The sequence below is a fragment of the Pseudomonas sp. Os17 genome (assembly GCF_001547895.1).
Lineage (GTDB): Bacteria > Pseudomonadota > Gammaproteobacteria > Pseudomonadales > Pseudomonadaceae > Aquipseudomonas.
This window is the reverse complement of sequence record NZ_AP014627.1, coordinates 6,834,152-6,854,684: the sequence shown is the minus strand read 5'-3', so window position 1 is coordinate 6,854,684 and position 20,533 is coordinate 6,834,152. Positions and strand designations below refer to the sequence as shown.

Below are 20,533 nucleotides of genomic sequence, written 5' to 3'. Positions count from 1 at the left end.
GGCAAAAAAAACTCCTCGCCAGCGATTGCCGCCGGCCCCGGCCCTGCGTAGGCTGGCGCGATCTCAAGGCCGGGCATTGGCCTCGCACCCGGCACTCCAGGGTCTTTTTCGCGTTAAAGGGAATCAACGATTCATGCTCCCCCGGGCCGTTCTCCGTTTCTTTGCCCTGTGGCTCAGTGCCTTGCTGCTCAACGCCTGCGGCAATGACCCTCAGCCGGCGCTGGACCAGCAACTCTACATCTGGCAACGCCAGTGGACCCCGGCCCACGCCGACGCCCTGGCAGGCTCGCGGGCCGACTTTTCCACAGTCCGGGTCCTGGCCCTGCAGGCTTTTCCACAGGCCGGCTGGAGCCGTGCCCGGATCGACGCCGCCTTGCTCAAGGAGGATGGGCGGCCGTTGATCGCGGTGGTGCGTCTCGACGGTCAACTGCCGTCCCTGGACCAGGACGAGATCATCCGTCAGGTCCAGCAACTGCTGGTGGACTGGCAGGAGCAGGGCCTGACTCCGGCCGGGGTCGAGATCGACCACGATGCCGGCAGCGCGCGATTGCCTGCCTACGCCAAGCTGCTTGAGCGCTTGCGGGCTGTACTGCCGAGCCAACTGCCCCTGAGCATCACCGCCTTGCCGGCCTGGCTCGACAGTCGCGAGTTGCCGGGCCTGCTGGCCAAGGTCGACAGCAGCGTGCTGCAGGTGCACGCCGTGAGCGATCCACGGCGCGGCCTGTTCGATCCACGGCAAGCCGAGCAATGGGCCCGGCGTTGGGCGCGGATCAGCGCCAAACCCTTCTATCTGGCCTTGCCCGCCTACGGTGTCGCGTTGCTCCCCGGGGCCGAAGGCGCGCCCCTGGTGGAAAGCGAGGCGCCGCTGCGGCGGGCTGGAGAGCGTCAGGAACTGATGGCCGACCCCGAGCAACTGAGCCAGCTGGGCCGCGCCCTGCGTGCCGATCCGCCGCCCCATCTGGCCGGTCTGATCTGGTTTCGCCTGCCGCTCAAGGGCGATGTGCGGGCCTGGAGCCTGGAAACCCTGCGGGCGGTGGCCCGGGGCGATGCCCTGAGCGCTGAGCTGGGTATCCGCCTGGAGGAACAACAGGGCGGCCTGTTCGACATCCGCTTGAGCAACGCGGGCAACCTCGACCGGCCGCTGCCTGAACAACTGACCCTGGCCGTTGCCCAATGCGACGGATTCGACGGGCTGGGCGGCTATTCCGCACAGCTGCGCGACGGCCAGCTGCTGTTGACCCGGCAACGCAGCGGCCGTCTGGCCGCAGGCGCCAGCCGCGCCGTGGGCTGGGCCCGCTGTACAAAAATTGACCAAGGAGCTGCGCATGTTCGTCCCTAGATCCCGTCACCTGCTGTGCCTGAGCCTGTGCCTGCCCCTGGCTCCGGCCCTGGCCTGCGGGCCGACTTTCCCCATGCGCCTGCTGGACGACCGTCCACAGACGCTGGCGCAGCTGCCCGAAGGCAGTTTCCAGTTCGAGATCAGCCGCCTGGGTCAGCCCATCGTCGGGCTCATGCCGGTCGCCAACAACGGCTTCAGTGTCGATTACAGCCTGCCTGAGAGCTACGCGGTGCAAGAGCGCAACTGGGCCGAACGGCAAGGGCTGGATCAGGCTCAGCAAACCCTGGTGGCCCAGCTGCGCAAGCTCAATGACGCACGGGTGGCGGAGCAACAAGGGGCCGGCTTGCCGCTGGAGATCAAGCTCTACACCGCTGGCGCCGTGGCCTTCAGCGCCGGGGATCATGAGCTGGCGGCGGAGTATTTCCGCAAGGTGCTGGCGCTGCCCGCCGAGCAGCGCGCCCTGCGCAGTACCTGGGCCGCCTATTCCCTGGGGCGGGCCCTGTCCTTTATCAGCGAGCAAGCCAACGAACTGGACGATCAGGGCCGGCGCGACATGCGCCAGTCGGCGCGCCAGGCCTTCGCCCAGACCCGGCAGCTGAGTATCGACGCCTTCAGCGACCCCCTGAGCCTGGGCGTCGCCAGCCTGGGGGAGGAGGCCCGCCTCCTCAAGGATCAGAACGACTGGAGCCAGGCCATCGACTTGTATGCCGTGCAGAACCAGTTGGGTTCGGAGGTCGGCTACAGCTCCCTGAAACAGGTGGTGGGCGAACTGAGCGGCCTGCCGGACGCGCAATTGCTGGAGCAGCTCAAGCATCCTTCCGTAGCCCGCTTGCTCACCGCTTCGTTGATCTCCCATCAGGGCTGGTCGTTCGGCGAGCGGCCGGAGTCGGAGATGAAACTGATCAAGCTGCTGAGCCAGGGCACCGCCGGCAGCTTCGACAATGCCGACCGGCTGGCGGCGCTGAATTATCAGAATGGCGATTTCGCCACCACCCGGCAGTTGCTGGAACAGGCCGGCGACGGCGGCCTGGCCTGGTGGCTGCGGGCCAAGATGGCCCTGCGTGATGGCGACAAGGTGGCTGCCGCCGCGGCTTACGCCAAGGCCGCCGCGGCCTTCCCCCGCGACGAGAGCTGGGGCTTTCGCGGCGATTACGACGGCAATTACGAAGACCTCAAGCCCGGGTGCCGGGTCGAAGGCGAAAGCGCCGTGCTGGCCCTGGATCGGGGCGACTACGTGCAAGCCTTCGAGCTGCTCTACCGCAGCGGCGACATCTACTGGCACGACGCGGCCACGGTGGCGGAGCGGGTGCTGACCCTGGATGAACTCAAGCAGTTCGTCGATGCCCGGGTTCCGGCGCCAGCGCCGACTCCCAAGCAGCCGGATGCCTATTACGAAACCCTGCCGATTGCCGCCCAGATACGCGAACTGCTTGGCCGACGCCTGTTGCGTGAAGGACGTTACGAAGAAGGCTGGGGCTATTTCGACAGCCCGGAACGCCAGGCCATCGCCAAGGCCTACGGCGAGTATCGACGCCGTGCCGAGTCGGCCTGGCTGCCCACGCGCCGGGCCGAGGCCTATTACCAGGCCGGCAAGCTGGCCCGGGCCTCGGGGATGGAGATCCTGGGGTACGAAATGGGCCCGGATTTTCACAGCCTCTGGGGCAGCTACAGCCTGGAGATCCCGCCGGTGCAGGCCGGGCCCTTTGTCAGCGCCGATGAAGTGCAGCGCCAGCAAGCCACCACCGCCGAGCCCGACGTGCGCTACCACTACCGCTACGTGGCCGGGGAACTGGGCAACCGGGCGGCGGATTTCCTGCCTCACACCAGCCAGGCCTATGCCGCGGTGCTGTGCAAGGCGGCGCGCTGGACCCGCGGCAGCGATGTCGAGATCGACTACTACCGGCGCTACGTGGAAAACGGACCCTATGTGGAATGGGCCGGCAATTTCGGCATGAACTGCCAGGAGCCGGATTTCGGCAGCGCCAACAAGCGCTACCTGACCCAGTGGCTGGACGCATCCCGTTCCGCGGTGGCCGAGCACAGGCTGGTTGCCGGCGCCGGTGCCGGCGTGCTGCTGTTGGGGGCGGCCTACCTGTTCCGACGCCGCCGCGCGGTGTCCTCGCACAAGGCGACATAAAGGCGTGCCCCGCCTGTAGCCGCTGCCGCAGGCGGCGTACGAGCTGGACGGCACTCCGACGCAGCGGTCGCGGCGATCTCTGGGGCGCACATTGTGTCGAGGGATCGCCAGGCAAGGTCCTGCGGACCTTCGCGCAGCTTCGCCGAGGCTCAGCAGCGGCTACAGAGCCGTGCCGGTCGGCTTTTTGTAGCCGCTGCCGCAGGCTGCGTACGAGCTGGGCGGCACTCCGACGCAGCGGTCGCGGCGATCTCTGGGGCGCACATTGTGTCTAGGGATCGCCGGGCAAGGTCCTGCGGACCTTCGCGCAGCTTCGCCGAGGCTCAGCAGCGGCTACAGAGCCGTCAGGCCTGCTGGACGAAGGTCAGGCGCAAGGCAAAGCCGATCAGCAGGCTGCCGAACAGCCATTGCTGCACGCGCTGGGCCGAAGGGCTGCGCTGCATCCAGCGGCCCAGCCCGGCACCGGCCAGGGCGTAGCAGCAGTCGAACAAACCGCCCACCGCTACCAGCAGCACCCCCAGGGTGACGAACTGCGGGACCACCGCCCCGGCCTGGGGATCGATGAACTGCGGCAACAGCACCGAGCAGAACAACAGTGCCTTGGGGTTCAGCAGGTTGGTCAGCAGGCCGCGCTGGATCGCCTGGCGCCAGCGCAGGGGCGTGGCTGCCGCGCCGGCGCTGTCGAGATTGGGCAGCAGGTTGGCGCGCAGGCACTGGATGCCGATCCACAGCAGGTAGGCGGCGCCCGCCAGGCGTACCACGTCGAAGGTCCAGGGCGCGGCCTTGAACAGCGCCGCCAGGCCCAGGGCGGCCAGGGCCACGTGGCAGCCGCGGGAGATCGCCAGCCCCAGGGCCGTGGCCAGCGCCTGGGCCTTGCCCTGGCGGGCACCGGTCTGCAGCAGCAGGATCATGTCGGGACCGGGCAGCAGGTAGACCACCGCCAGAGCCAGGAAATACATCCACAATTGCGCCACCTTGCACCCCATTCGTTGTCGAGTCGGTGCGCCCAGTTTAGGGCCACAGGGGTCGGCAGGTGCTTGCGTAATCCGCCAGCAAAACGGCGAAAATTGGCATAACCTTCCAGCTTTTACTGCGATGACCATCCGGATATGCCAAACATGAAACTCGACGCCTACGACCGCAAGATTCTCGCCGCGCTGCAGCGCGATGGCCGCCTGAGCAACGTGCAACTGGCCGAGGAGATCGGCCTGTCGCCGTCACCCTGCCTGCGCCGGGTGCGCATGCTGGAAGAGGCCGGGGTGATCCGCGGTTATCAGGCGACCCTGGACCGCGACGAAGTGGGGCTGGGGCTGACGGTGTTCGTCGGGGTCAAGGTGGAGCGGCACAACGACGCCGAGGCCGAAGCGTTCCGCCAGGCGGTGTTGCAGTTGCCGGAGGTGATCTCGGCGTTCCTGGTGTCCGGCGAGTCGGACTTCCTGCTGCAGGTGGTGGTCCCGGACCTGCGCGGTTACGACCGGTTTCTCACCGGCTGCCTGCTGAAGATCCCCGGGGTCAGCGACATCCGCAACAACTTCGCCATTCACACGGTGAAAACCCCGGGGCCCTTGCCATTGGGGCACTTGCCCGGCTGATGATCCTGGCCAGCCGGGGCAGCGCTCAAGCTACTGTGGCGAGGGAGCTTGCTCCCGCTCGGTCGCGCAGCGGCCGCAGAATCTGGCTACGCGGGGTGTCAGGTGCTTTGCGTTGGCCGGGCCTGGGGCCGCGTTGCAGCCCAGCGCGAGCAAGCTCGCTCGCCACAGGGGCTCAGGTCCACCAGTAGCGCACCAGGTGGAAGAAGATCGGCGCGGCGAAGCACACCGAATCCAGGCGATCGAGCATGCCGCCGTGGCCTTCGATCATGTGGCCCCAGTCCTTGACCCCGCGGTCGCGCTTGATCGCCGACATGACGATGCCGCCGGCAAAGCCCAGCAGGTTGATCAGCAGGGCGATGAGGAACGACTGCCAGACATTGAACGGGGTGATCCAGAACAGCGCGCCGCCGATCAAGGACGCCAGCAGGATGCCACCGACAAAGCCCTCGACGGTCTTGGACGGCGACAGGTTGGGGGCGATCTTGCGCTTGCCGAAGAGTTTTCCACAGACGTACTGCAGCACATCCGAGAGCTGCACCACGATCACCAGATAGGCGATCAGCAGCAGGTTGCGGCCCTCGTAGCCGGCGATGTCCAGGGTCAGCAGGGCCGGCACGAAGGACACGCAGAACACCGCGATCATCAGGCCCCACTGGACCTTGGAGGCGCGTTCCAGGAAGTGCGTGCTGTCACCGCCCAGGGACGCCAGGATCGGCAGCAGCAGGAACACGTAGACCGGGATGAAGATCGAGAACAATCCGTACCAGTCGGAGTAGATCAGCAGGTACTGCAGGGGCAGGGCCAGATAGAAGGCCGCCACCAGGGCCGGGTAATCGCTGCGCCGGGTCGGGGTCAGGGTGAGGAACTCGCGCAGGGCGTAGAACGACACCGCGTAGAACAGCAGGATCACCGCTGCGGTGCCGAGCCAGAAGGCGATGCCGATCACCAGCACCATCACCCACCAGGCGTTGATCCGCGCGTTGAGGTTGTCGATCACCGGGTTGGGCGTGCCGCGGGTGCGCCACTGGAGGATGAAACCGATCAGCGAGGCCAGCACCAGAATGGCGCCAATGCCGCCGAACAACATCAGGGTCTGCTTATCCATGTCAGCTGTGCTCCGGAGCCAGGGCCAGCAGCGCGGCGCGGCTGCGTTCGAGGAAGTGTTCCTTGGTTTCGTCTTCTTCCAGGCTCAGCGGCGCACCGAAGCTGGTGGTGCACAGCAGGGGCAGGGGCAGGAAGCGGCCCTTGGGCATGACCCGGTTGAGGTTGGCGATCCACACCGGAATCACCTCCACCTGTGGATAACGTTTGGCCAGGTGGTAGATCCCGCTCTTGAACGGCAGCAGGCCGTCTTCCAGGTTGCGCGTGCCCTCCGGAAAGATGATCAGCGAGTCACCCTGGTCCAGGGCATCGAGCATCGGCTGCATGGGGTTGTTATCCACAGCCTCCTTGCGCTCGCGGTCGATCAGCACGCCGTTGAACACCCGGTTGATGATGTAGCGGCGCAGGGGGCTTTTCTGCCAGTAGTCGGCACCGGCCACGGGCCGGGTCAGCTTGCGCAGGGCCGGCGGCAGCGAGGCCCAGAGCAGCACGAAGTCACCGTGGCTGCTGTGGTTGGCGAAGTAGATCCGCTGCACCGGCTGCGGCGCGGAGCCGAGCCACAGGCTGCGGGCCCCGGTGATGCTGCGGGCGGCGGAGGTGATGAGGTTGGCAACCAGGGGTTCGAACATGGGCATTCCTTATCCGGCGAAGGTCAGCCAGGGGCTGGCCAGGATCAAGCTCAACAGCACCAGCACTTGTGCCGCCAGCAGCAACGCCTGGCGGCGCAGCAGGCCAAGGGCTCCGCGGCTGCGTTGGTCCCAGGGCCGGCCGCCTTTTTCCACAGGCTGCAGGCCGAGGGCGCCCAGGGCCTGATCCAGGGCCTGGGTGCTGTGTTCGAGGGACGCGGGGCTATCGGCCACGCGTTGAAACAGGTCGGCGTCGAAGGCCACGCGCAGCGCCAGGTACTTTTCCACCAGCCCCAGCAGCACCAGGGCCAGGCTGAGGATCAGCCCACCCAGCGTGACGCTGGCCAGCAGGTACTGGCCCAGGCCATAGAGCGCACCGAGCAGGGTCAGGCCTGTGGATAACTGATCCAGGGCCCGGCCCCGGCGCAGCAGGCTGGCGACGCTGTAGAGCTGCATCTCACTGGACATGAGCCGGTCTCTTGGTACTGATCAGGGTTTCCAGCGCCTGCCGCTGGGCTGCTTGCAGGACGATCTGCGGGCGTGCCCGCTGGATCTGCACCACGGCCGCGTCCACCGTGGCGGCGCGGCCACTGTGCAGCAGCCAGGCGGCAATCGCCGTGGCGCTGCGCGAATAACCCAGGGCGCAGCACACCAGCAGCGGGCCTTGCTGACGCAGGCGTTCAACAGCTTGCGCCGCAGCCAGGCATTGCTCGGGGCTGAGGGCGCACAGGTCCAGTACCGGCAGGCTCTGGTAGGCCTGCAAGCCGCGACTGTCCAGGGACAGCTCCGCGCACAGGTCGAGCACCGCGACAAAGGGGCTGTCCTTGAGCTCCGCCGGAGTCGGCAGGCGGCCGAGCCAGAGGTTATCCACAACCTGATCCGGCTGTGGATGTTTTTTTGTCCACAGCCGCGAGTTGATCCAGGCCGCTGCCAGGTAGGGCGCCAGCAGCCAGCGGGCGGCCGGACTCAGCCTGCCGTCCTGGCGCTTCTGGAACCCTGCGGCGCCGAGCAGGGCGTAGTTCAGGGCCACCAGCAACAGCGCCACGGCGGGCCAGATCAACCACAGCCCGGTGCCGCCCCAGGTGAAGGCGACCACCGCCAATAGCGCCGCACCCAGGCCGTAGCGCCAGGCCAGCTGGCGCCGCCGCGGGTCGCGGGCCGGTTGTGCGCTGAACAGCGGGCTGGGGCGATCCAGCGGCCACAGCCAGACGCACAGCCAGCCGGCCAGGGCGCCGGTGGGCACATCGACAAAGTGGTGTTGATAAGTGGTCAGCACCGACACCCCGATCAAGCCGAACCAGCCATGCACCAGCCAGCGCCAGAAGCCCTGGCTATGCCGGGCGTAGCAGACCCACAGCACCACCAGCAGGGCGATGTGCAGCGACGGTGCCTGGTTGAAGGGTTTGTCGAAGCCGGCCAGCACCTCGAACAGCCAGCCGAACACCCCGTCCAGCTCCGGCCGGGGGAAGGTGAAGCGCAGCGGCCAGAGCAGGAAGCAACTGACCGCGATCAGTTGCGCGGTGAGCAGGCGCAGGGCGTGGCGCTTGAGCTCCACCCGGCTGCGCGGCAGCAGCAGGGAGAAGCCGTAGAGCAGGTCGATGGACCAGTAGGGCACGATGGTCCAGGCCCAGAACGGCATGTGCCGCTCCCAGTCGAAGACCAGGCTGCCGACGTCGTCGCGCTGGGCCGTGACCCAGGTGGCGAAGCCGTAGGTGCTGAAGAACAGCGGTGCCAAGAGCAGCAGCCAGAGCACCGCCGGTTTCAGCAGGCCCGGCTCCCGCGCCGGCAAGGCGCCCGTGCTCATCATTGCACCCGTTGCGCCAGGGACACGCTGAAGATCCCCCATTCATCCACGCGCATGGTGATCTTGCGAAAGCCCGCGGCCTCCACCAACTGGTCCATTTCCGCCTGGGTACGGCGGCGCATCACCCAGGCCTGGCCCTCGCGGTGGCTGGTCAGGGCACGGGCGATCAGTTCCAGCTGCGGGTGCCACGGCTGACCGGTGTACACCAGGTAGCCGCCGGGTTCCACGGCGCTGGCCAGGCCGGCCAGGGAGCCGCCGACCATCTGGTTGTCGGCGAACAGTTCATAGAGCCCGGAGACCACCGCCAGGGTCGGCTTGGGATCGAGGGCCGCCAGGTCCTCGCGATCGAAGGCGTTGCCTTTGACGAAGCGGGCGATCTCGCCCAGGCCCTTTTCCTGGATCAATGCGCTGCCGTCGCGCACGTTGATGTCGCTGTAGTCGCGCAGCAGGATCGATTCCGGCAGCGGGCTGACCCCTTGCAGGGCTTCGAGGATGTAGCGGCCGTGGCCGGCGGCGATGTCGACGATGCGCACTTCGCTGTCCTGCTCACGGAGCTTTTCCATGGCCAGGCGCAGCAGCTCCTCCACGTGCAGCTTGCGCTGGCGAATGCCGCGCCAGCCGATGGAGTTCAGGTAGTTCTGGTCGATCAGCCGGCCCAGGGCGGAATGCCCGGTGGGTTGGTTGCGGTAGACGTAGTCCAGGGTGCTGCCGGAGTCGAAGCCGGTGTCGAAGCCCAGCTTGACCCCCGCCGACAGCTGGCTGCCCAGGCGCATGCTGGCGCGGGTGGCGCGCCAGTACAGGTCGCGCAGGGAGTTGTGCGGCAGCGGCGCGGCCAGGGCCTCGGACTCGGCGCAGGTAACGCCCAGGCGGTCGGCGTCCAGCAGGGCAGGGCGGTTCAGCGGGCGCGCGAAGTTCTGCAGGATGAAGCGGCGGATGCTGGCCATGGCCGGCGCGCGGTTCTTTTCCCCCAGGGTGTCGTGGAAGAAGCCGGGGAGGATGTGCTTTTCCTTGTGCAGGCTGCCCAGGCGTTCGAAGAACTGCTCCTGGGGCTTGCGGTGCACCACGAAGTCCGAGCCGGAGATCAGCACTTGGGTCGGCACCTGGATCGCCTGGGCGTCGGCCACCACCCGGTCGGCCGCTTCATACAGGCCCAGCAGCACGTTGACCGAGATCGCCTTGGTGATCAGCGGGTCGGCATCGTAGCTGCGCACCCGTTCCGGGTCGTGGCTCAGGAAGCGCGCCTTGACGTAGCTGTTGACGAAGAAGTTGCCGCGAAAACGCCGCATCAGCGCCAGGCCGGGACGGGCGAAGGGCACGTAGAGCTTGACCTTGAACGCCGGCGAGGCCAGCACCAGGGAGCGGATGCGCGGCGCGTAGTCGTGGACCCAGGTGGAGGCGATCACCGCACCGACGCTCTGAGCCACCACGGCGATGTGTTCTTCATCGATGCCGTGGGCGCTGCCCAGGTGGTCACAGAAGGTCTGCACGTCACGCACGCTGGTGGCGAAGCTCGGGCTGTCGCCGCGGGCACCCGGGGATTGGCCGTGGCCGCGGGCGTCCCAGGCGAAGAAGTCGAACTGCGGCAGGTTCAACTCGTCCACCAAGTGGGCAATGCGCCCGGAGTGTTCGTGCCCGCGATGGAACAGCATCACCGCCTGCCGCGGTTCGCCGGGGGCCACTTCAGTGGCCGGCCAGTGGCGGTAAAACAGTTCGACGCCGTCATGGGTCCGGAACGTCTGGTGTTGAGCGTCGCGCATTGCCATTTCCTTATGCAGAGGGAGCGTTGTGCTGAACTTCTTTGAGGCCCTGGCGGACCCGATTGATCAGGGTGTAGACCAGCAAAGCGGCAACCAGTGCCAGCACTCCGTTGATCCACAGGGCGCCGAGCCAGCCCAGGGCGATGCCGGTGGCCAGCACGCCAAGAATGAAGGCGCGGTCGCTCTTGCCCATGGGGCCGTCGTAGCGCCGTGACGCGCCGACCATCGGCCCGAGCACCCCGGCGTATTCGCTGAACAGCGCCAGCAGGGTCACGGCCAGCACCAGTAGCAGGCTGACACCCGGGAGCAGGGCGAAGGGCAGGATCAGCGCGCTGTCGGCGACCACGTCGCACAGTTCGTTGAGGTAGGCGCCCAGGCGCGACTGCTGGCCGAACTCCCGGGCCAGCATGCCGTCGATGGCATTGAGCGCCATGCGCAGGATCATCCACAGCGGAATCAGGGCGAAGAGCCAGGCGTGGCTGGCGAACAGGGCGATGACGGTGCCGACCAGGAGTGAGATCACGGCGGCCAGGACAGTGATCTGGTTGGCCGTGGTGCCGTTGTCGTACAGGCGCTGCACCAACGGCCGCAGCAGGTTCTGAAAGCGCGGTTTGAGCTGGTAAATCGAGAGCATGATGGGACGGTTCCTTGTCGCACGCGGTGAGCAGGGCTGGATTATTGCCACAAATGCCAGGGGGCTGACATCAGAAGTTTCTGCACAGGCAAATGGCTGCCAGTTGTGTCTTCGACGCACGCCATAGATGAAAAGGCATGGCGTGCGACAAAAATTTCACCCGATGGGTTATACAGTAACGAATTGTTTCAACTTTTTTCGGCCCGGGACTTATCCACAGGGCCGGGCCAGAGCGGCGGGGTGGTATGCAAGTCGATCTTCAGACACAGGGCGCCGAAGTGGCCGCCTTGCCACGGTTTCAGCGGGCGGCGGTTCACGCCGGGCGCTTGCAGCGTTGGGGCACGGGCCTGCTCGGGCTGGCGGTGCTGGGGTTGGTGTCGGCGGTGTTCGTCGACCTGTTCGCCGCGCAGACGATCTGGCCGGCGCTGCTGGTGAACCTGTCCTGCGCCTTGCTGGTGGCGGTGGCGGGTTTGCAGTCGGCCTGTTGGCTCAGTCGCTGGCGGGAGCAGGCGATCAACCCTGCGCCGGCGGCGCCGCAGATGCCCGAGGAGCCGCCGCGTACCGGCTTCTCGGCGACCCTGGCGCTGCGCTGGCGACGCCTGTTGCGGCAGATCGGCGCCCCGACCTTGTGGCTCGCCGGCTGGTCGCTGCTGATCCTGTATAGCCTGTCGCAGGTGTTCAACCTGAGCTTGCCCGCCACGGCCCTGGGCCTGAGTGCCAGTGTCGCCGCGGTGCTGGCACTGCTGCTGGCCTTCGCCCTGCTGGTGCTGGAGCGCCAACTGGCCCAGGAACCGGCCCTGGAGTGGCCGGAGGCCGGCGCCCTGGCGCAACTGTTGCGGGTGTCGATCCTGTGCCTGCTGGTCAGTGCCCTGTGCCTGTTGTTCAGCAGCGACACGGCGCTGTGGCCGGTGCGCCTGGCGGTGCTGACCGGGCTGCTGCCGGCGCTGGTGGCGGGGGAGTTGCTGCTGCGGGCGCTGTTGTCGCTGTTCAGTCCGCAACGTGAACAGCTTGAACCGCGCTTGCTGGCCCACAGCGTGATCGCCGACATGCTGCGCTGGCCGCCGCAACCGCTGCTCAGTCTGCAGCATGAGTTGCACAACCGGTTCGGCATCGATCTGCGGCAGATCTGGGCGTTTACCTACATGCGCCGGGCACTGTTGCCGGTGCTGGCGGTGGTGCTGGCAATCGCTTGGCTGTTGACCGGCGTTCATGAGCTTTCGCTGCAAGATCGCGGCATTTATGAGCGCTTTGGCAAGCCGGTGCAAGTCTTCGGCCCAGGCCTGCATGTGGGGCTGCCCTGGCCGCTGGGCCGGGTCATCAGGGTGGAAAACGGCGTGGTCCATGAGTTGGCCACCAGCGTCGGCGACAGCCCGCAGCCGGTCCAGCTGACCCCGGCCGAAGGCCCGGCGCCAGCAATTGCCAACCGCCTGTGGGACGCCAGCCACGTGAATGACAAATCCCAGGTCATCGCCAGTGGCAGCGGCCAGCAGCAGAGCTTTCAGATCGTCAACATGGACGTGCGCTTTGTCTACCGCATCGGCCTGGATGACAGGGCGGCGCTGGCCGCGACCTACAACAGCAGCGATGTGCCGACCTTGATCCGCAGCACCGCCAGCCGGGTGCTGGTGCACGACTTCGCTTCGCGCACCCTCGACGGCCTGTTGGGCGAGGACCGCACCGGGCTGGCGGACGACATCGGCAAGGCCGTGCAGGCCGACCTGAGCCAGCTGGACAGCGGCGTGGAAATCCTCGCCACCGTGGTGGAGGCCATCCATCCACCGGCCGGTGCCGCCAATGCCTATCACGGCGTGCAAGCGGCGCAGATTGCTGCCCAGGCGCTGATCTCCCGGGAGCGGGGCTCGGCCGCCGAGCAAACCAATCAGGCGCAATTGCAGGCCAGTGTGGCGAATGACCAGGCCCGGGCCGATGCCCGTGAAGTGCAGGCCACGGCCCAGGCCGCCGACCTGCGCTTTGCCGCCGAGCAGCAGGCCTACGCCAGCGCCGGGCAGGCCTTCGTGCTGGAGCAATACCTGAGCCAGCTGAGCCTGGGCCTGAGCCAGGCCAAATTGCTGATTCTCGATCATCGTCTGGGGGGCGCCAGCGCGCCGACCCTCGATCTGCGTACATTCACCCCGCCCGCCGACCCAATGGCGCGGGGCAAAGCCGCTCAGCCAGGAGCCGTCCATTGAGCCAGTCTGCCCACTCCCACGATCACGCCGCTCATGACCATGGGCACGGCCATCATCACCATCATGGTCATCACCACCATCATCACGGCGCGCCGGCCGAGGCCGGGCCCTTCCCCTGGCGGCGCATGAGCTGGGCGCTGCTGCTGGTGCTGTTCGCCGTCGCCGCCGCGAGCCTGGTGCAGGTGCGCTCCGGCGAGGCCACGGTGATCACCCGTTTCGGCAACCCGGCACGGGTGCTGCTGGAACCGGGCCTGAGCTGGCGCTGGCCGGCGCCGTTCGAAGCGGCGATTCCGGTGGATCTGCGTCTGCGCACCACCTCCAGCGGTTTGCAGGATGTGGGCACCCGCGACGGTTTGCGCATCATCGTCCAGGCCTATGTGGCGTGGCGGGTAAAGGGCGACCCGGACAACGTGCAGCGCTTCATGCGTGCCGTGCAGAACCAGCCCGATGAAGCGGCGCGGCAGATCCGCACCTTCGTCGGCTCCGCGCTGGAAACCACCGCCAGCAGTTTCGATCTGGCCAATCTGGTGAACACCGATGCCGGCCAGGTGCGGATCGCTGACTTTGAAGCGCAATTGCGCAAGCAGATCGATCAGCAACTGCTGGCGACATATGGCGTGCAGGTGGTGCAGGTGGGCATCGAGCGCCTGACCCTGCCGTCGGTGACCCTCACTGCCACGGTGGATCGCATGCGCGCCGAGCGGGAAACCATCGCCACCGAGCGCACCGCCATTGGCAAGCGTGAGGCGGCGCAGATCCGTTCCGCTGCCGAGCGCGATGCACGGATTGTCCAGGCCGATGCGAGGGTGAAAGCCGCGGATATCGAAGCCCAGTCGCGGGTGGAAGCGGCGCAGATCTATGGTCGCGCCTACGCCAGCTCGCCCCAGCTGTACAACCTGCTGCGCTCCCTGGACACCCTGGGTACCGTGGTGACGCCGGGCACCAAGCTGATCCTGCGCACCGATGCCGCGCCGTTCCGGGTACTGGTGGACGGCCCGCCGAGCCTGCCGAACAAAGCCTCCGGATCGCAGCCATGAACAAGGTTCCACGTGGAACAAATGAACTGAGCAGCCCGTGGATCCAGGCTGGTCGTCTGGCGTTTATCGCGCTGTACGTGGTCACGGTGCTGGCGGCGGTGGCCTGGGCGATATCCAATGTGCGGCAGATCGATCCGCAGAACCGGGCCCTTGTGTTGCACTTTGGCGCGCTGCAGCGGGTGCAGAACGCCGGTTTACTCCTGGCCTGGCCGCAGCCCTTCGAACAGGTGGTGCTGTTGCCCGCCGCCGACCGGGTGCTGGAACGCCGGGTCGAAGGCTTGCTGCGTTCCGACGCTGCCCTGGAAGGGGACCGGGTGGCGAGTCTGGCCACCCCCTTGAACGACGCCCTGGCCGGTTCAGGCTATCTGCTTACCGGCGATGCCGGGGTGGTGCAACTGGATGTGCGGGTCTTCTACAAGGTCAGTGACCCTTTCGCCTATGTGCTGCAGGGCGAGCATGTGCTGCCGGCCCTGGATCGCCTGGTGACCCGCAGCGCCCTGGCCCTGGCCGCCGCCCGTGATCTGGACACCATCCTGGTGGCGCGTCCGGAGTTGATGGGCACGGACAATCAGGCTGCCGAACGCCGTGAGCGGCTGCGGGGCGATCTGTTGCAAAGCATCAACCAGCGGCTGGCGCAACTGACCGCCAGCGGCCAGGGCATTGGCCTGGAAGTGACGCGGGTGGACGTGCAGTCGAGCCTGCCACAACCGGCGGTGAGTGCCTTCAATGCGGTGCTGACCGCCAGCCAGCAAGCCGACAAGGCAGTGGCCAATGCCCGTACCGAGGCCGAGAAGCTGACCCAGAGCGCCAACCAGCAAGCCGATCACAGCCTGCAGGTGGCCCATGCCCAGGCCAGCGAACGCCTGGCCCTGGCCCGGGCCCAGACCGCCACGGTGCAGAGCCTGGCCCAGGCACAACGCGATGGCACCGATCCGGAAATGCTCCTGCGCATCTACCGCGAGCGCCTGCCGAAGATTCTCGGGCAGGCCGGCTCGCTGACCACGGTCGACCCCAAAGACGATTCCCGCCTGATCATTCAGGGAGCCGAACAATGACTGCTTCAACCCAGGCGGCCCCCGCCAGCATGCTGACCACCGCCGAGCAACGCAGCGCCGCGCGCCAACTGACCCTGGCCATGCTGGCCCTGGGGCTGTTGGGGCTGGGACTGCTGTGGCGCTGGCAGGCCCCGCAGCAGGAGGGCGTGAGCCAGTTGCTGCTGGGGGTGGCGTCCTTGCTGGTGGCGGTGCCGGTGATGCGCTCGGCCTGGTTCAGCCTGCGTTATCCCAGCCTGCACGGCATCACCGATCAACTGATCGCCCTGGCCATGCTCGGCGCCTGGGCCACCGGCGATCTGCTGACCGCCGCCTTGCTGCCGATCATCATGATCTTCGGCCACGTGCTGGAGGAGCGCAGCGTGATCGGCTCCCAGGAAGCCATCGACGCCCTGGGACGCCTGACCCGCAGCCTGGCGCGCAAGGTCCAGGCCGACGGCAGTGTGCTGGAAGTGGACAACGCCAGCCTCAAGGCCGGTGATCGGGTGGAAGTGCGCGCCGGCGACCGAGTGCCTGCCGACGGCGTGGTGCTGTCCGGCCAGGCCAGCCTGGACACCGCGCCGATCACCGGCGAGTCGGTGCCCCTGGAAGCCACGGTGGGCATGCAGGTATTCGGCGGGGCGATCAACCTGGATGGCTTGTTGCGCCTGCAAGTGACCCGCACGGGTGAAGAGTCGACCCTGGGCAAGGTCATCGGCCTGATGCAGAGCGCTGAACGGGCCAAGCCGCCCATCACCCGTTTGCTGGAACGCTATGCCGGCAGTTACCTGGTGCTGGTGCTGCTGTTGGCGGCGGTGACCTGGTTCATCACCCGCGATGCCCAGGCCATGCTCGCGGTGCTGGTGGCGGCTTGTCCCTGTGCCCTGGTGCTGTCGGCACCGGCCACGGCCATTGCCGGGATTGCCGTGGCCGCGCGCCACGGCATCCTGATCCGCAGTTCGGCGTTTCTTGAAGAACTGGCGGACCTGACCTCCCTGGTGGTGGACAAGACCGGCACCCTGACGTTCGGCACCTTGCGCCTGCAGGCCATCGACAGCCCTCGGGAAGACCAGCGAGGCCTGCTCAATCTGGCCGCCAGCCTCGGCTCGGCCAGCAGCCACCCGGTCAGCCGGGCCTTGGCCGGGTTGGTGCCCCAGGAAGACCAATGGCCGCTCGGCGACATCCATGAACGCCAGGGCCTGGGCGTGGTGGCCCGTACCGGGGAGGGCGAAGCGGCCCTTGGACGCCCGGAGCTGTTCAGCCAGTTGAGCATCACTACCAGCCCGGTGCCGAGGCATGACGGACCGATTGCCGGGCTTGCGCTGAATGGCGAGTTCCTCGGTTGGCTGCTGCTGGCCGACAGCGTCAAGCCCGAGGCTCAGCATGCGCTGGAGGAGTTGCGCGAGCTGGGACTGGGGCGGCAGTTGCTGCTTACCGGCGACCGGCAGAGCGTGGCGGACAGTCTGGCCCTGGAGGTGGGGATCAGCGATGTCCAGGCCCAGGCCCTGCCGGAAGACAAACTCAAGCGCGTGCTGGGGGAGATCGACAAGGGCTTCCGGCCGATGGTGGTGGGGGACGGCATCAACGATTCCCTGGCGCTGAAAGCCGGGGTGGTGGGCGTGGCCATGGGGGCCGGTGGCGCCGACATCGCCCTGGCTTCGGCGGACGTGGTGCTGATCGGCAGCGACCTGCGACGCCTGGGCACCTGCGTGCGCCTGAGCCGCGAATGCCGGCGCACCTTGCAGGTCAATGTGATCATCGGCCTGGGCTGGACCCTGGCCATCGTCGCCTTTGCCGCCTTTGGCTGGTTGGGAGCGGCGGGGGCCATGATCGCTGCGCTGCTGCATAACCTCAGCACCTTGCTGGTGCTGGGCAATGCCGGTCGTCTGCTGCGGTTTCAGGAGCCGCTGCTCAAGCTTTAGCCGCCGGCTTGCCGGCGAAACGCGGCTGTGCAGTTTTTTTTCATCCCGGCTGTAACGCCGGGATGCCTCCTCTCTCTAGTGCTATGACGGGATTGCACAAGCTGCCCGTCGCCCCCTTGCGACTATTGAGGAATAAAAAATGAACATGAAGAAAACCGCTGCCGGTGCTGCCCTGGCCTTTGCTGCCGCCACCATGTTTGCCGGTGTCGTGACTCAAGTGTCTGCTGCCGATGCCCAGGTGCACTGCTACGGCGTCAACGCCTGCAAAGGCCAGAACGACTGCAAGACCAAGGACCACGCCTGCAAAGGCATGGGCGCCTGCAAGGGCCAGGGGTTCAAGGCCATGACTCAGGCGGCGTGCGAAAAAGCCGGCGGCAAAGTCGGCGAGTAAGCGGCGAATCCGTGCTGCCGCAGTGGGGCTGACCACCACTGCGGCCACGTTGCGAGGAGTTCGCTATGTCTGACCTTTCTTCCTGCCTCGGCTACGGCCTGGGTTTGCGCAGCGCCTACTACCAGCAGATTCTCGAAGAAGCACCGGACGTCGACTGGTTTGAAGTGGTGTCCGAGAACTTCATGGTCGAGGGCGGCAAGGCTCTGTATTACCTGGACGCCATTGCCGAGCGTTACCCCATCGTGATGCATGGGGTGTCGCTGTCCATTGGCGGCCCCCATGCCCTGGACCTGGACTATCTCAAGCAACTCAAGCAACTGGCCCGACAGGTGGACCCGGCCTGGGTCTCCGATCACCTGTGCTGGAGCCGGGGCAACGCTCATCAGTTGCACGATCTGCTGCCCTTGCCCTACACCGAGGAAAGCCTGGAGTACGTGGCGGGTCGGGTGCGTCAGGTACAGGACGTGCTGGAGCGGCCCCTGGTGCTGGAGAACGTCTCCAGTTACGTGCGCGCCGCGGCCGATCAATTCAGCGAATGGGAGTTTCTCGCGGCCTTGAGCCAGCTCAGCGGCTGCGAGCTGCTGCTGGACGTGAACAACGTCTATGTCAGTGCGCGCAATCACGGTTTCGATCCCTGGCAGTTCATCCAGGGGTTGCCGGCGCAGCGGGTGCGGCAACTGCATCTGGCCGGGCACCAGGACCATGGCGATTACGTGATCGACACCCACGACCATCCGGTGTGCGATCCGGTCTGGGCACTGTATCAACGCACCCTTGAACACCTGGGGCCGGTGGCGACCCTGCTGGAGCGCGACGATCATTTTCCACCCTTGCAAGAGCTGCTCACCGAACTGCACAAGGCCCGCGCGCTCGGGCAACAGGCTCTGGCCGGGAGGCAGCGATGCGCCTGAATGATTGGCAACGGGCTTTCGAAAGCTATCTGCTGGGTGAACAGGCCCAGGCTCGCGCGGCTCTGCAAGAGAGCCTGATCGGTGGCCCGACCCTGGATGTCGAGACGGGCCTGGCGATCTATCACAACGCCTACCTGGCCCGGCTGCAGGAGGTCATGGGCAGCGACTTCCCGGCCATCTGGCACTGGCTGGGGGACGCTGAATTCCAGGCGCTGACCGGCGCCTATATTCGCCAATGCCCGTCCCGGCATTTCAGCCTGCGCTGGCTGGGGCAGGGTTTTGCCGAGTTTATCCAGGGCCATCTGGTGCCGGAGCAGGGCGCGCCCCTGGCGGAACTGGCACGCCTGGAATGGGCCTTCACCCTGGCCTTCGATGCCGCCGAAGCCCAGGTGCTGACGGTGGCCGCCATGGCCGGGCTGGAGGCCGAACAATGGCCGCTGCTGCAACTGCGCCTGGCGCCCTGTGTGCAGTGGCTCGACTGTCGCTACAACAGCCTGGCCCAGTGGCGCGCGGTCAAGGAGCAGGGGGATTTCCCCGACAGTGCCTTACTCGATCAGCAACAGGTGTGCCTGGTCTGGCGAGCGGAGCGGGTCTGCCGGTATCGCAGCCTGACAGCCGAAGAAGCCGCAGCACTGCGGGGCATGATCGAGCAACAGTGGAATTTCGCGGAACTCTGCGCCGAGCTGGCCGTCACTTGCTCTGAGGGGGCCCCGTTGCAGGCGGTTACCTGGCTGAAACAGTGGGTCGAAGAGGGCCTGGTGGTTCGCCGCGAATCCTGAAAAAAACGCTGGAAATTCGATAGCCAGCTATTTTTTCAAGATGGTCTACCCTCATTTCAGACGTCTGAAACAGGGGGGATTTTTCATGCTCGCGCAACTTCCACCGGCCTTACAGAATCTGCAATTGCCCTTGCGCCTGCGGCTTTGGGATGGCCATGAATTCAATCTTGGGCCGGAGCCCAGCGTCACCATCGTGGTCAAGGACCCGCAGCTGGTCGCGCAATTCACCCATCCCAGCCTCGATGCGCTGGGGGGCGCCTTTGTCGAGGGCAAGCTGGAACTCGAAGGTTCCATCAGCGAAGTCATCCGGGTCTGCGACGAGCTGAGCCAGGCCCTGCTGGATGAGGACGGCGACAATCAGCCGGTGCGCACCCTGCACGACAAGGCCACGGACGCGGCCGCCATTTCCTATCACTACGACCTTTCCAACGCCTTCTATCAGCTCTGGCTCGACAGTGACATGGCCTATTCGTGTGCCTATTTCGAGACCGGCAGCGAGTCCCTGGAGCAGGCCCAGCAAGCCAAGTTCCGCCATCTGTGCCGCAAGCTGCGCCTGCAACCGGGGGACTACCTGCTGGATGTGGGTTGCGGCTGGGGCGGACTGGCCCGCTACGCGGCCCGCGAGTTCGGCGCCAGGGTCTTCGGCATCACCCTGAGCAAGGAGCAACTGGCCCTGGCGCGGGAGCGGGTGAGTGCCGAGGGCCTGGACGATCTGGTGGAACTGCAGCTGTTGGACTATCGCGATCTGCCCCAGGATGGCCGCTTCGACAAGGTGGTCAGCGTCGGCATGTTCGAACACGTGGGCCACGCCAACCTGGCGCAGTATTGCCGGACCCTGTTCAACGCGGTGCGCGAAGGCGGCCTGGTGATGAACCACGGGATCACCGCCAAGCACATCGATGGACGTCCCGTGGGCCGGGGCGCCGGTGACTTCATCGAGCGTTATGTGTTCCCCAATGGCGAGCTGCCGCACCTGGCGATGATCTCTGCGCAGATCAGCGACGCCGGGCTGGAAATCGTCGATGTCGAAAGCCTGCGCCTGCATTACGCCCGCACCCTGGACCACTGGAGCGAACGCCTGGAAGACAACCTGGAGGCCGCCGCCCGGCTGGTTCCCGAGCAGGCGCTACGGATCTGGCGACTGTACCTGGCGGGGTGCGCCTATGCGTTCGCCAAGGGCTGGATCAACCTGCACCAGATCCTCGCGGTCAAGGCTCATGCCGATGGCAGCCATGAGTTGCCCTGGACCCGCGACGACCTCTACCACCCTTAGGCCGACCCTGAGC

Annotated in this window: 18 protein-coding genes; 11 read left to right on the top strand and 7 right to left on the bottom strand. The window is 66.6% G+C overall.

Annotation, left to right across the window (positions count from 1 at the left end):
• Positions 1–133: 133 nt before the first annotated feature.
• Positions 134–1,339 carry a DUF3142 domain-containing protein gene (locus POS17_RS30490; protein ID WP_060841835.1) on the top strand — a complete coding sequence of 402 codons (1,206 nt, stop codon included), beginning with the start codon at positions 134–136 and terminating at the stop codon, positions 1,337–1,339.
• On the top strand, positions 1,326–3,476 hold the full coding sequence (locus POS17_RS30485) for a hypothetical protein (protein WP_060841834.1): 2,151 nt from the start codon (positions 1,326–1,328) through the stop codon (positions 3,474–3,476). The genes POS17_RS30490 and POS17_RS30485 overlap by 14 nt, the downstream gene beginning before the upstream one ends.
• A 341-nt stretch (positions 3,477–3,817) precedes the next feature.
• Here POS17_RS30485 and POS17_RS30480 read toward each other — a convergent pair whose 3' ends face one another.
• Positions 3,818–4,459: a LysE family translocator gene (locus POS17_RS30480; RefSeq protein ID WP_430523218.1), complete on the bottom strand. Its 642-nt coding sequence runs from the start codon at positions 4,457–4,459 to the stop codon at positions 3,818–3,820.
• Positions 4,460–4,591: 132 nt separating this feature from the next.
• Here POS17_RS30480 and POS17_RS30475 point away from each other — a divergent pair, with 132 nt between their 5' ends.
• Positions 4,592–5,065, top strand: a complete 474-nt coding sequence (locus POS17_RS30475) for an Lrp/AsnC family transcriptional regulator (RefSeq protein ID WP_060841833.1) — start codon at positions 4,592–4,594, stop codon at positions 5,063–5,065.
• Positions 5,066–5,237: 172 nt separating this feature from the next.
• Here the strand turns inward: POS17_RS30475 and POS17_RS30470 are convergent, their stop codons facing one another.
• From POS17_RS30470 to POS17_RS30445, 6 genes are read right to left on the bottom strand one after another with little or no spacing between them, the layout of a single operon-like run.
• Positions 5,238–6,170 (bottom strand): phosphatidate cytidylyltransferase, encoded by a 933-nt coding sequence (locus POS17_RS30470; protein ID WP_047290136.1) that lies wholly within the window; start codon positions 6,168–6,170, stop codon positions 5,238–5,240.
• Between the two features lies 1 nt (position 6,171).
• Complete coding sequence (locus POS17_RS30465; RefSeq protein WP_060841832.1) at positions 6,172–6,795, bottom strand: lysophospholipid acyltransferase family protein; 624 nt, start codon at positions 6,793–6,795, stop codon at positions 6,172–6,174.
• Between the two features lie 9 nt (positions 6,796–6,804).
• The gene (locus POS17_RS30460; protein WP_060841831.1) at positions 6,805–7,260 is read right to left on the bottom strand and encodes a hypothetical protein; all 456 of its coding nucleotides are present in this window, start codon (positions 7,258–7,260) and stop codon (positions 6,805–6,807) included.
• Positions 7,250–8,596: a phosphatase PAP2/dual specificity phosphatase family protein gene (locus POS17_RS30455; protein ID WP_060842035.1), complete on the bottom strand. Its 1,347-nt coding sequence runs from the start codon at positions 8,594–8,596 to the stop codon at positions 7,250–7,252. Before POS17_RS30455 ends, POS17_RS30460 begins: the two co-directional genes overlap by 11 nt.
• Positions 8,596–10,353 carry a bifunctional alpha/beta hydrolase/class I SAM-dependent methyltransferase gene (locus tag POS17_RS30450; protein ID WP_060841830.1) on the bottom strand — a complete coding sequence of 586 codons (1,758 nt, stop codon included), beginning with the start codon at positions 10,351–10,353 and terminating at the stop codon, positions 8,596–8,598. Before POS17_RS30450 ends, POS17_RS30455 begins: the two co-directional genes overlap by 1 nt.
• Before the next feature lie 10 nt (positions 10,354–10,363).
• Complete coding sequence (locus POS17_RS30445; RefSeq protein ID WP_016966252.1) at positions 10,364–10,987, bottom strand: CDP-alcohol phosphatidyltransferase family protein; 624 nt, start codon at positions 10,985–10,987, stop codon at positions 10,364–10,366.
• 245 nt (positions 10,988–11,232) lie between these two features.
• Here POS17_RS30445 and hflK (POS17_RS30440) point away from each other — a divergent pair, with 245 nt between their 5' ends.
• From hflK (POS17_RS30440) to cfaB, 8 genes are all read left to right on the top strand, one after another.
• A complete protein-coding gene (gene hflK / locus POS17_RS30440) occupies positions 11,233–13,176 on the top strand; it encodes a protease modulator HflK (RefSeq protein WP_060841829.1) in 1,944 nt (647 codons plus the stop codon).
• Positions 13,173–14,213 carry a protease modulator HflC gene (gene hflC, locus POS17_RS30435; RefSeq protein ID WP_060841828.1) on the top strand — a complete coding sequence of 347 codons (1,041 nt, stop codon included), beginning with the start codon at positions 13,173–13,175 and terminating at the stop codon, positions 14,211–14,213. Before hflK (POS17_RS30440) ends, hflC begins: the two co-directional genes overlap by 4 nt.
• Positions 14,210–15,268: a protease modulator HflK gene (hflK, locus tag POS17_RS30430; RefSeq protein WP_060841827.1), complete on the top strand. Its 1,059-nt coding sequence runs from the start codon at positions 14,210–14,212 to the stop codon at positions 15,266–15,268. Before hflC ends, hflK (POS17_RS30430) begins: the two co-directional genes overlap by 4 nt.
• The gene (locus tag POS17_RS30425; protein WP_060841826.1) at positions 15,265–17,166 is read left to right on the top strand and encodes a cation-translocating P-type ATPase; all 1,902 of its coding nucleotides are present in this window, start codon (positions 15,265–15,267) and stop codon (positions 17,164–17,166) included. Before hflK (POS17_RS30430) ends, POS17_RS30425 begins: the two co-directional genes overlap by 4 nt.
• A gap of 139 nt (positions 17,167–17,305) precedes the next feature.
• Positions 17,306–17,557 carry a BufA2 family periplasmic bufferin-type metallophore gene (gene bufA2, locus POS17_RS30420; protein WP_016966257.1) on the top strand — a complete coding sequence of 84 codons (252 nt, stop codon included), beginning with the start codon at positions 17,306–17,308 and terminating at the stop codon, positions 17,555–17,557.
• A gap of 65 nt (positions 17,558–17,622) precedes the next feature.
• Positions 17,623–18,468: an MNIO family bufferin maturase gene (gene bufB, locus POS17_RS30415; protein ID WP_060841825.1), complete on the top strand. Its 846-nt coding sequence runs from the start codon at positions 17,623–17,625 to the stop codon at positions 18,466–18,468.
• Positions 18,459–19,247, top strand: coding sequence for an HvfC/BufC N-terminal domain-containing protein (locus POS17_RS30410; protein ID WP_060841824.1), 789 nt, complete (start codon positions 18,459–18,461; stop codon positions 19,245–19,247). Before bufB ends, POS17_RS30410 begins: the two co-directional genes overlap by 10 nt.
• Before the next feature lie 85 nt (positions 19,248–19,332).
• Positions 19,333–20,520, top strand: a complete 1,188-nt coding sequence (gene cfaB / locus POS17_RS30405) for a C17 cyclopropane fatty acid synthase CfaB (RefSeq protein WP_060841823.1) — start codon at positions 19,333–19,335, stop codon at positions 20,518–20,520.
• The last annotated feature ends 13 nt before the right edge of the window (positions 20,521–20,533 follow it).

What these genes read in the sequence shown, in the direction of transcription:
- POS17_RS30490 (WP_060841835.1), top strand. Translation starts at nt 134, where the DNA reads ATGCTCCCCCGGGCCGTTCTCCGTTTCTTTGCCCTGTGGCTCAGTGCC.
- POS17_RS30485 (WP_060841834.1), top strand. Translation starts at nt 1,326, where the DNA reads ATGTTCGTCCCTAGATCCCGTCACCTGCTGTGCCTGAGCCTGTGCCTG.
- POS17_RS30480 (WP_430523218.1), bottom strand. Translation starts at nt 4,459, where the DNA reads ATGGGGTGCAAGGTGGCGCAATTGTGGATGTATTTCCTGGCTCTGGCG.
- POS17_RS30475 (WP_060841833.1), top strand. Translation starts at nt 4,592, where the DNA reads ATGAAACTCGACGCCTACGACCGCAAGATTCTCGCCGCGCTGCAGCGC.
- POS17_RS30470 (WP_047290136.1), bottom strand. Translation starts at nt 6,170, where the DNA reads ATGGATAAGCAGACCCTGATGTTGTTCGGCGGCATTGGCGCCATTCTG.
- POS17_RS30465 (WP_060841832.1), bottom strand. Translation starts at nt 6,795, where the DNA reads ATGTTCGAACCCCTGGTTGCCAACCTCATCACCTCCGCCGCCCGCAGC.
- POS17_RS30460 (WP_060841831.1), bottom strand. Translation starts at nt 7,260, where the DNA reads ATGTCCAGTGAGATGCAGCTCTACAGCGTCGCCAGCCTGCTGCGCCGG.
- POS17_RS30455 (WP_060842035.1), bottom strand. Translation starts at nt 8,596, where the DNA reads ATGAGCACGGGCGCCTTGCCGGCGCGGGAGCCGGGCCTGCTGAAACCG.
- POS17_RS30450 (WP_060841830.1), bottom strand. Translation starts at nt 10,353, where the DNA reads ATGCGCGACGCTCAACACCAGACGTTCCGGACCCATGACGGCGTCGAA.
- POS17_RS30445 (WP_016966252.1), bottom strand. Translation starts at nt 10,987, where the DNA reads ATGCTCTCGATTTACCAGCTCAAACCGCGCTTTCAGAACCTGCTGCGG.
- hflK (WP_060841829.1), top strand. Translation starts at nt 11,233, where the DNA reads ATGCAAGTCGATCTTCAGACACAGGGCGCCGAAGTGGCCGCCTTGCCA.
- hflK (WP_060841827.1), top strand. Translation starts at nt 14,210, where the DNA reads ATGAACAAGGTTCCACGTGGAACAAATGAACTGAGCAGCCCGTGGATC.
- POS17_RS30425 (WP_060841826.1), top strand. Translation starts at nt 15,265, where the DNA reads ATGACTGCTTCAACCCAGGCGGCCCCCGCCAGCATGCTGACCACCGCC.
- bufA2 (WP_016966257.1), top strand. Translation starts at nt 17,306, where the DNA reads ATGAACATGAAGAAAACCGCTGCCGGTGCTGCCCTGGCCTTTGCTGCC.
- bufB (WP_060841825.1), top strand. Translation starts at nt 17,623, where the DNA reads ATGTCTGACCTTTCTTCCTGCCTCGGCTACGGCCTGGGTTTGCGCAGC.
- POS17_RS30410 (WP_060841824.1), top strand. Translation starts at nt 18,459, where the DNA reads ATGCGCCTGAATGATTGGCAACGGGCTTTCGAAAGCTATCTGCTGGGT.
- cfaB (WP_060841823.1), top strand. Translation starts at nt 19,333, where the DNA reads ATGCTCGCGCAACTTCCACCGGCCTTACAGAATCTGCAATTGCCCTTG.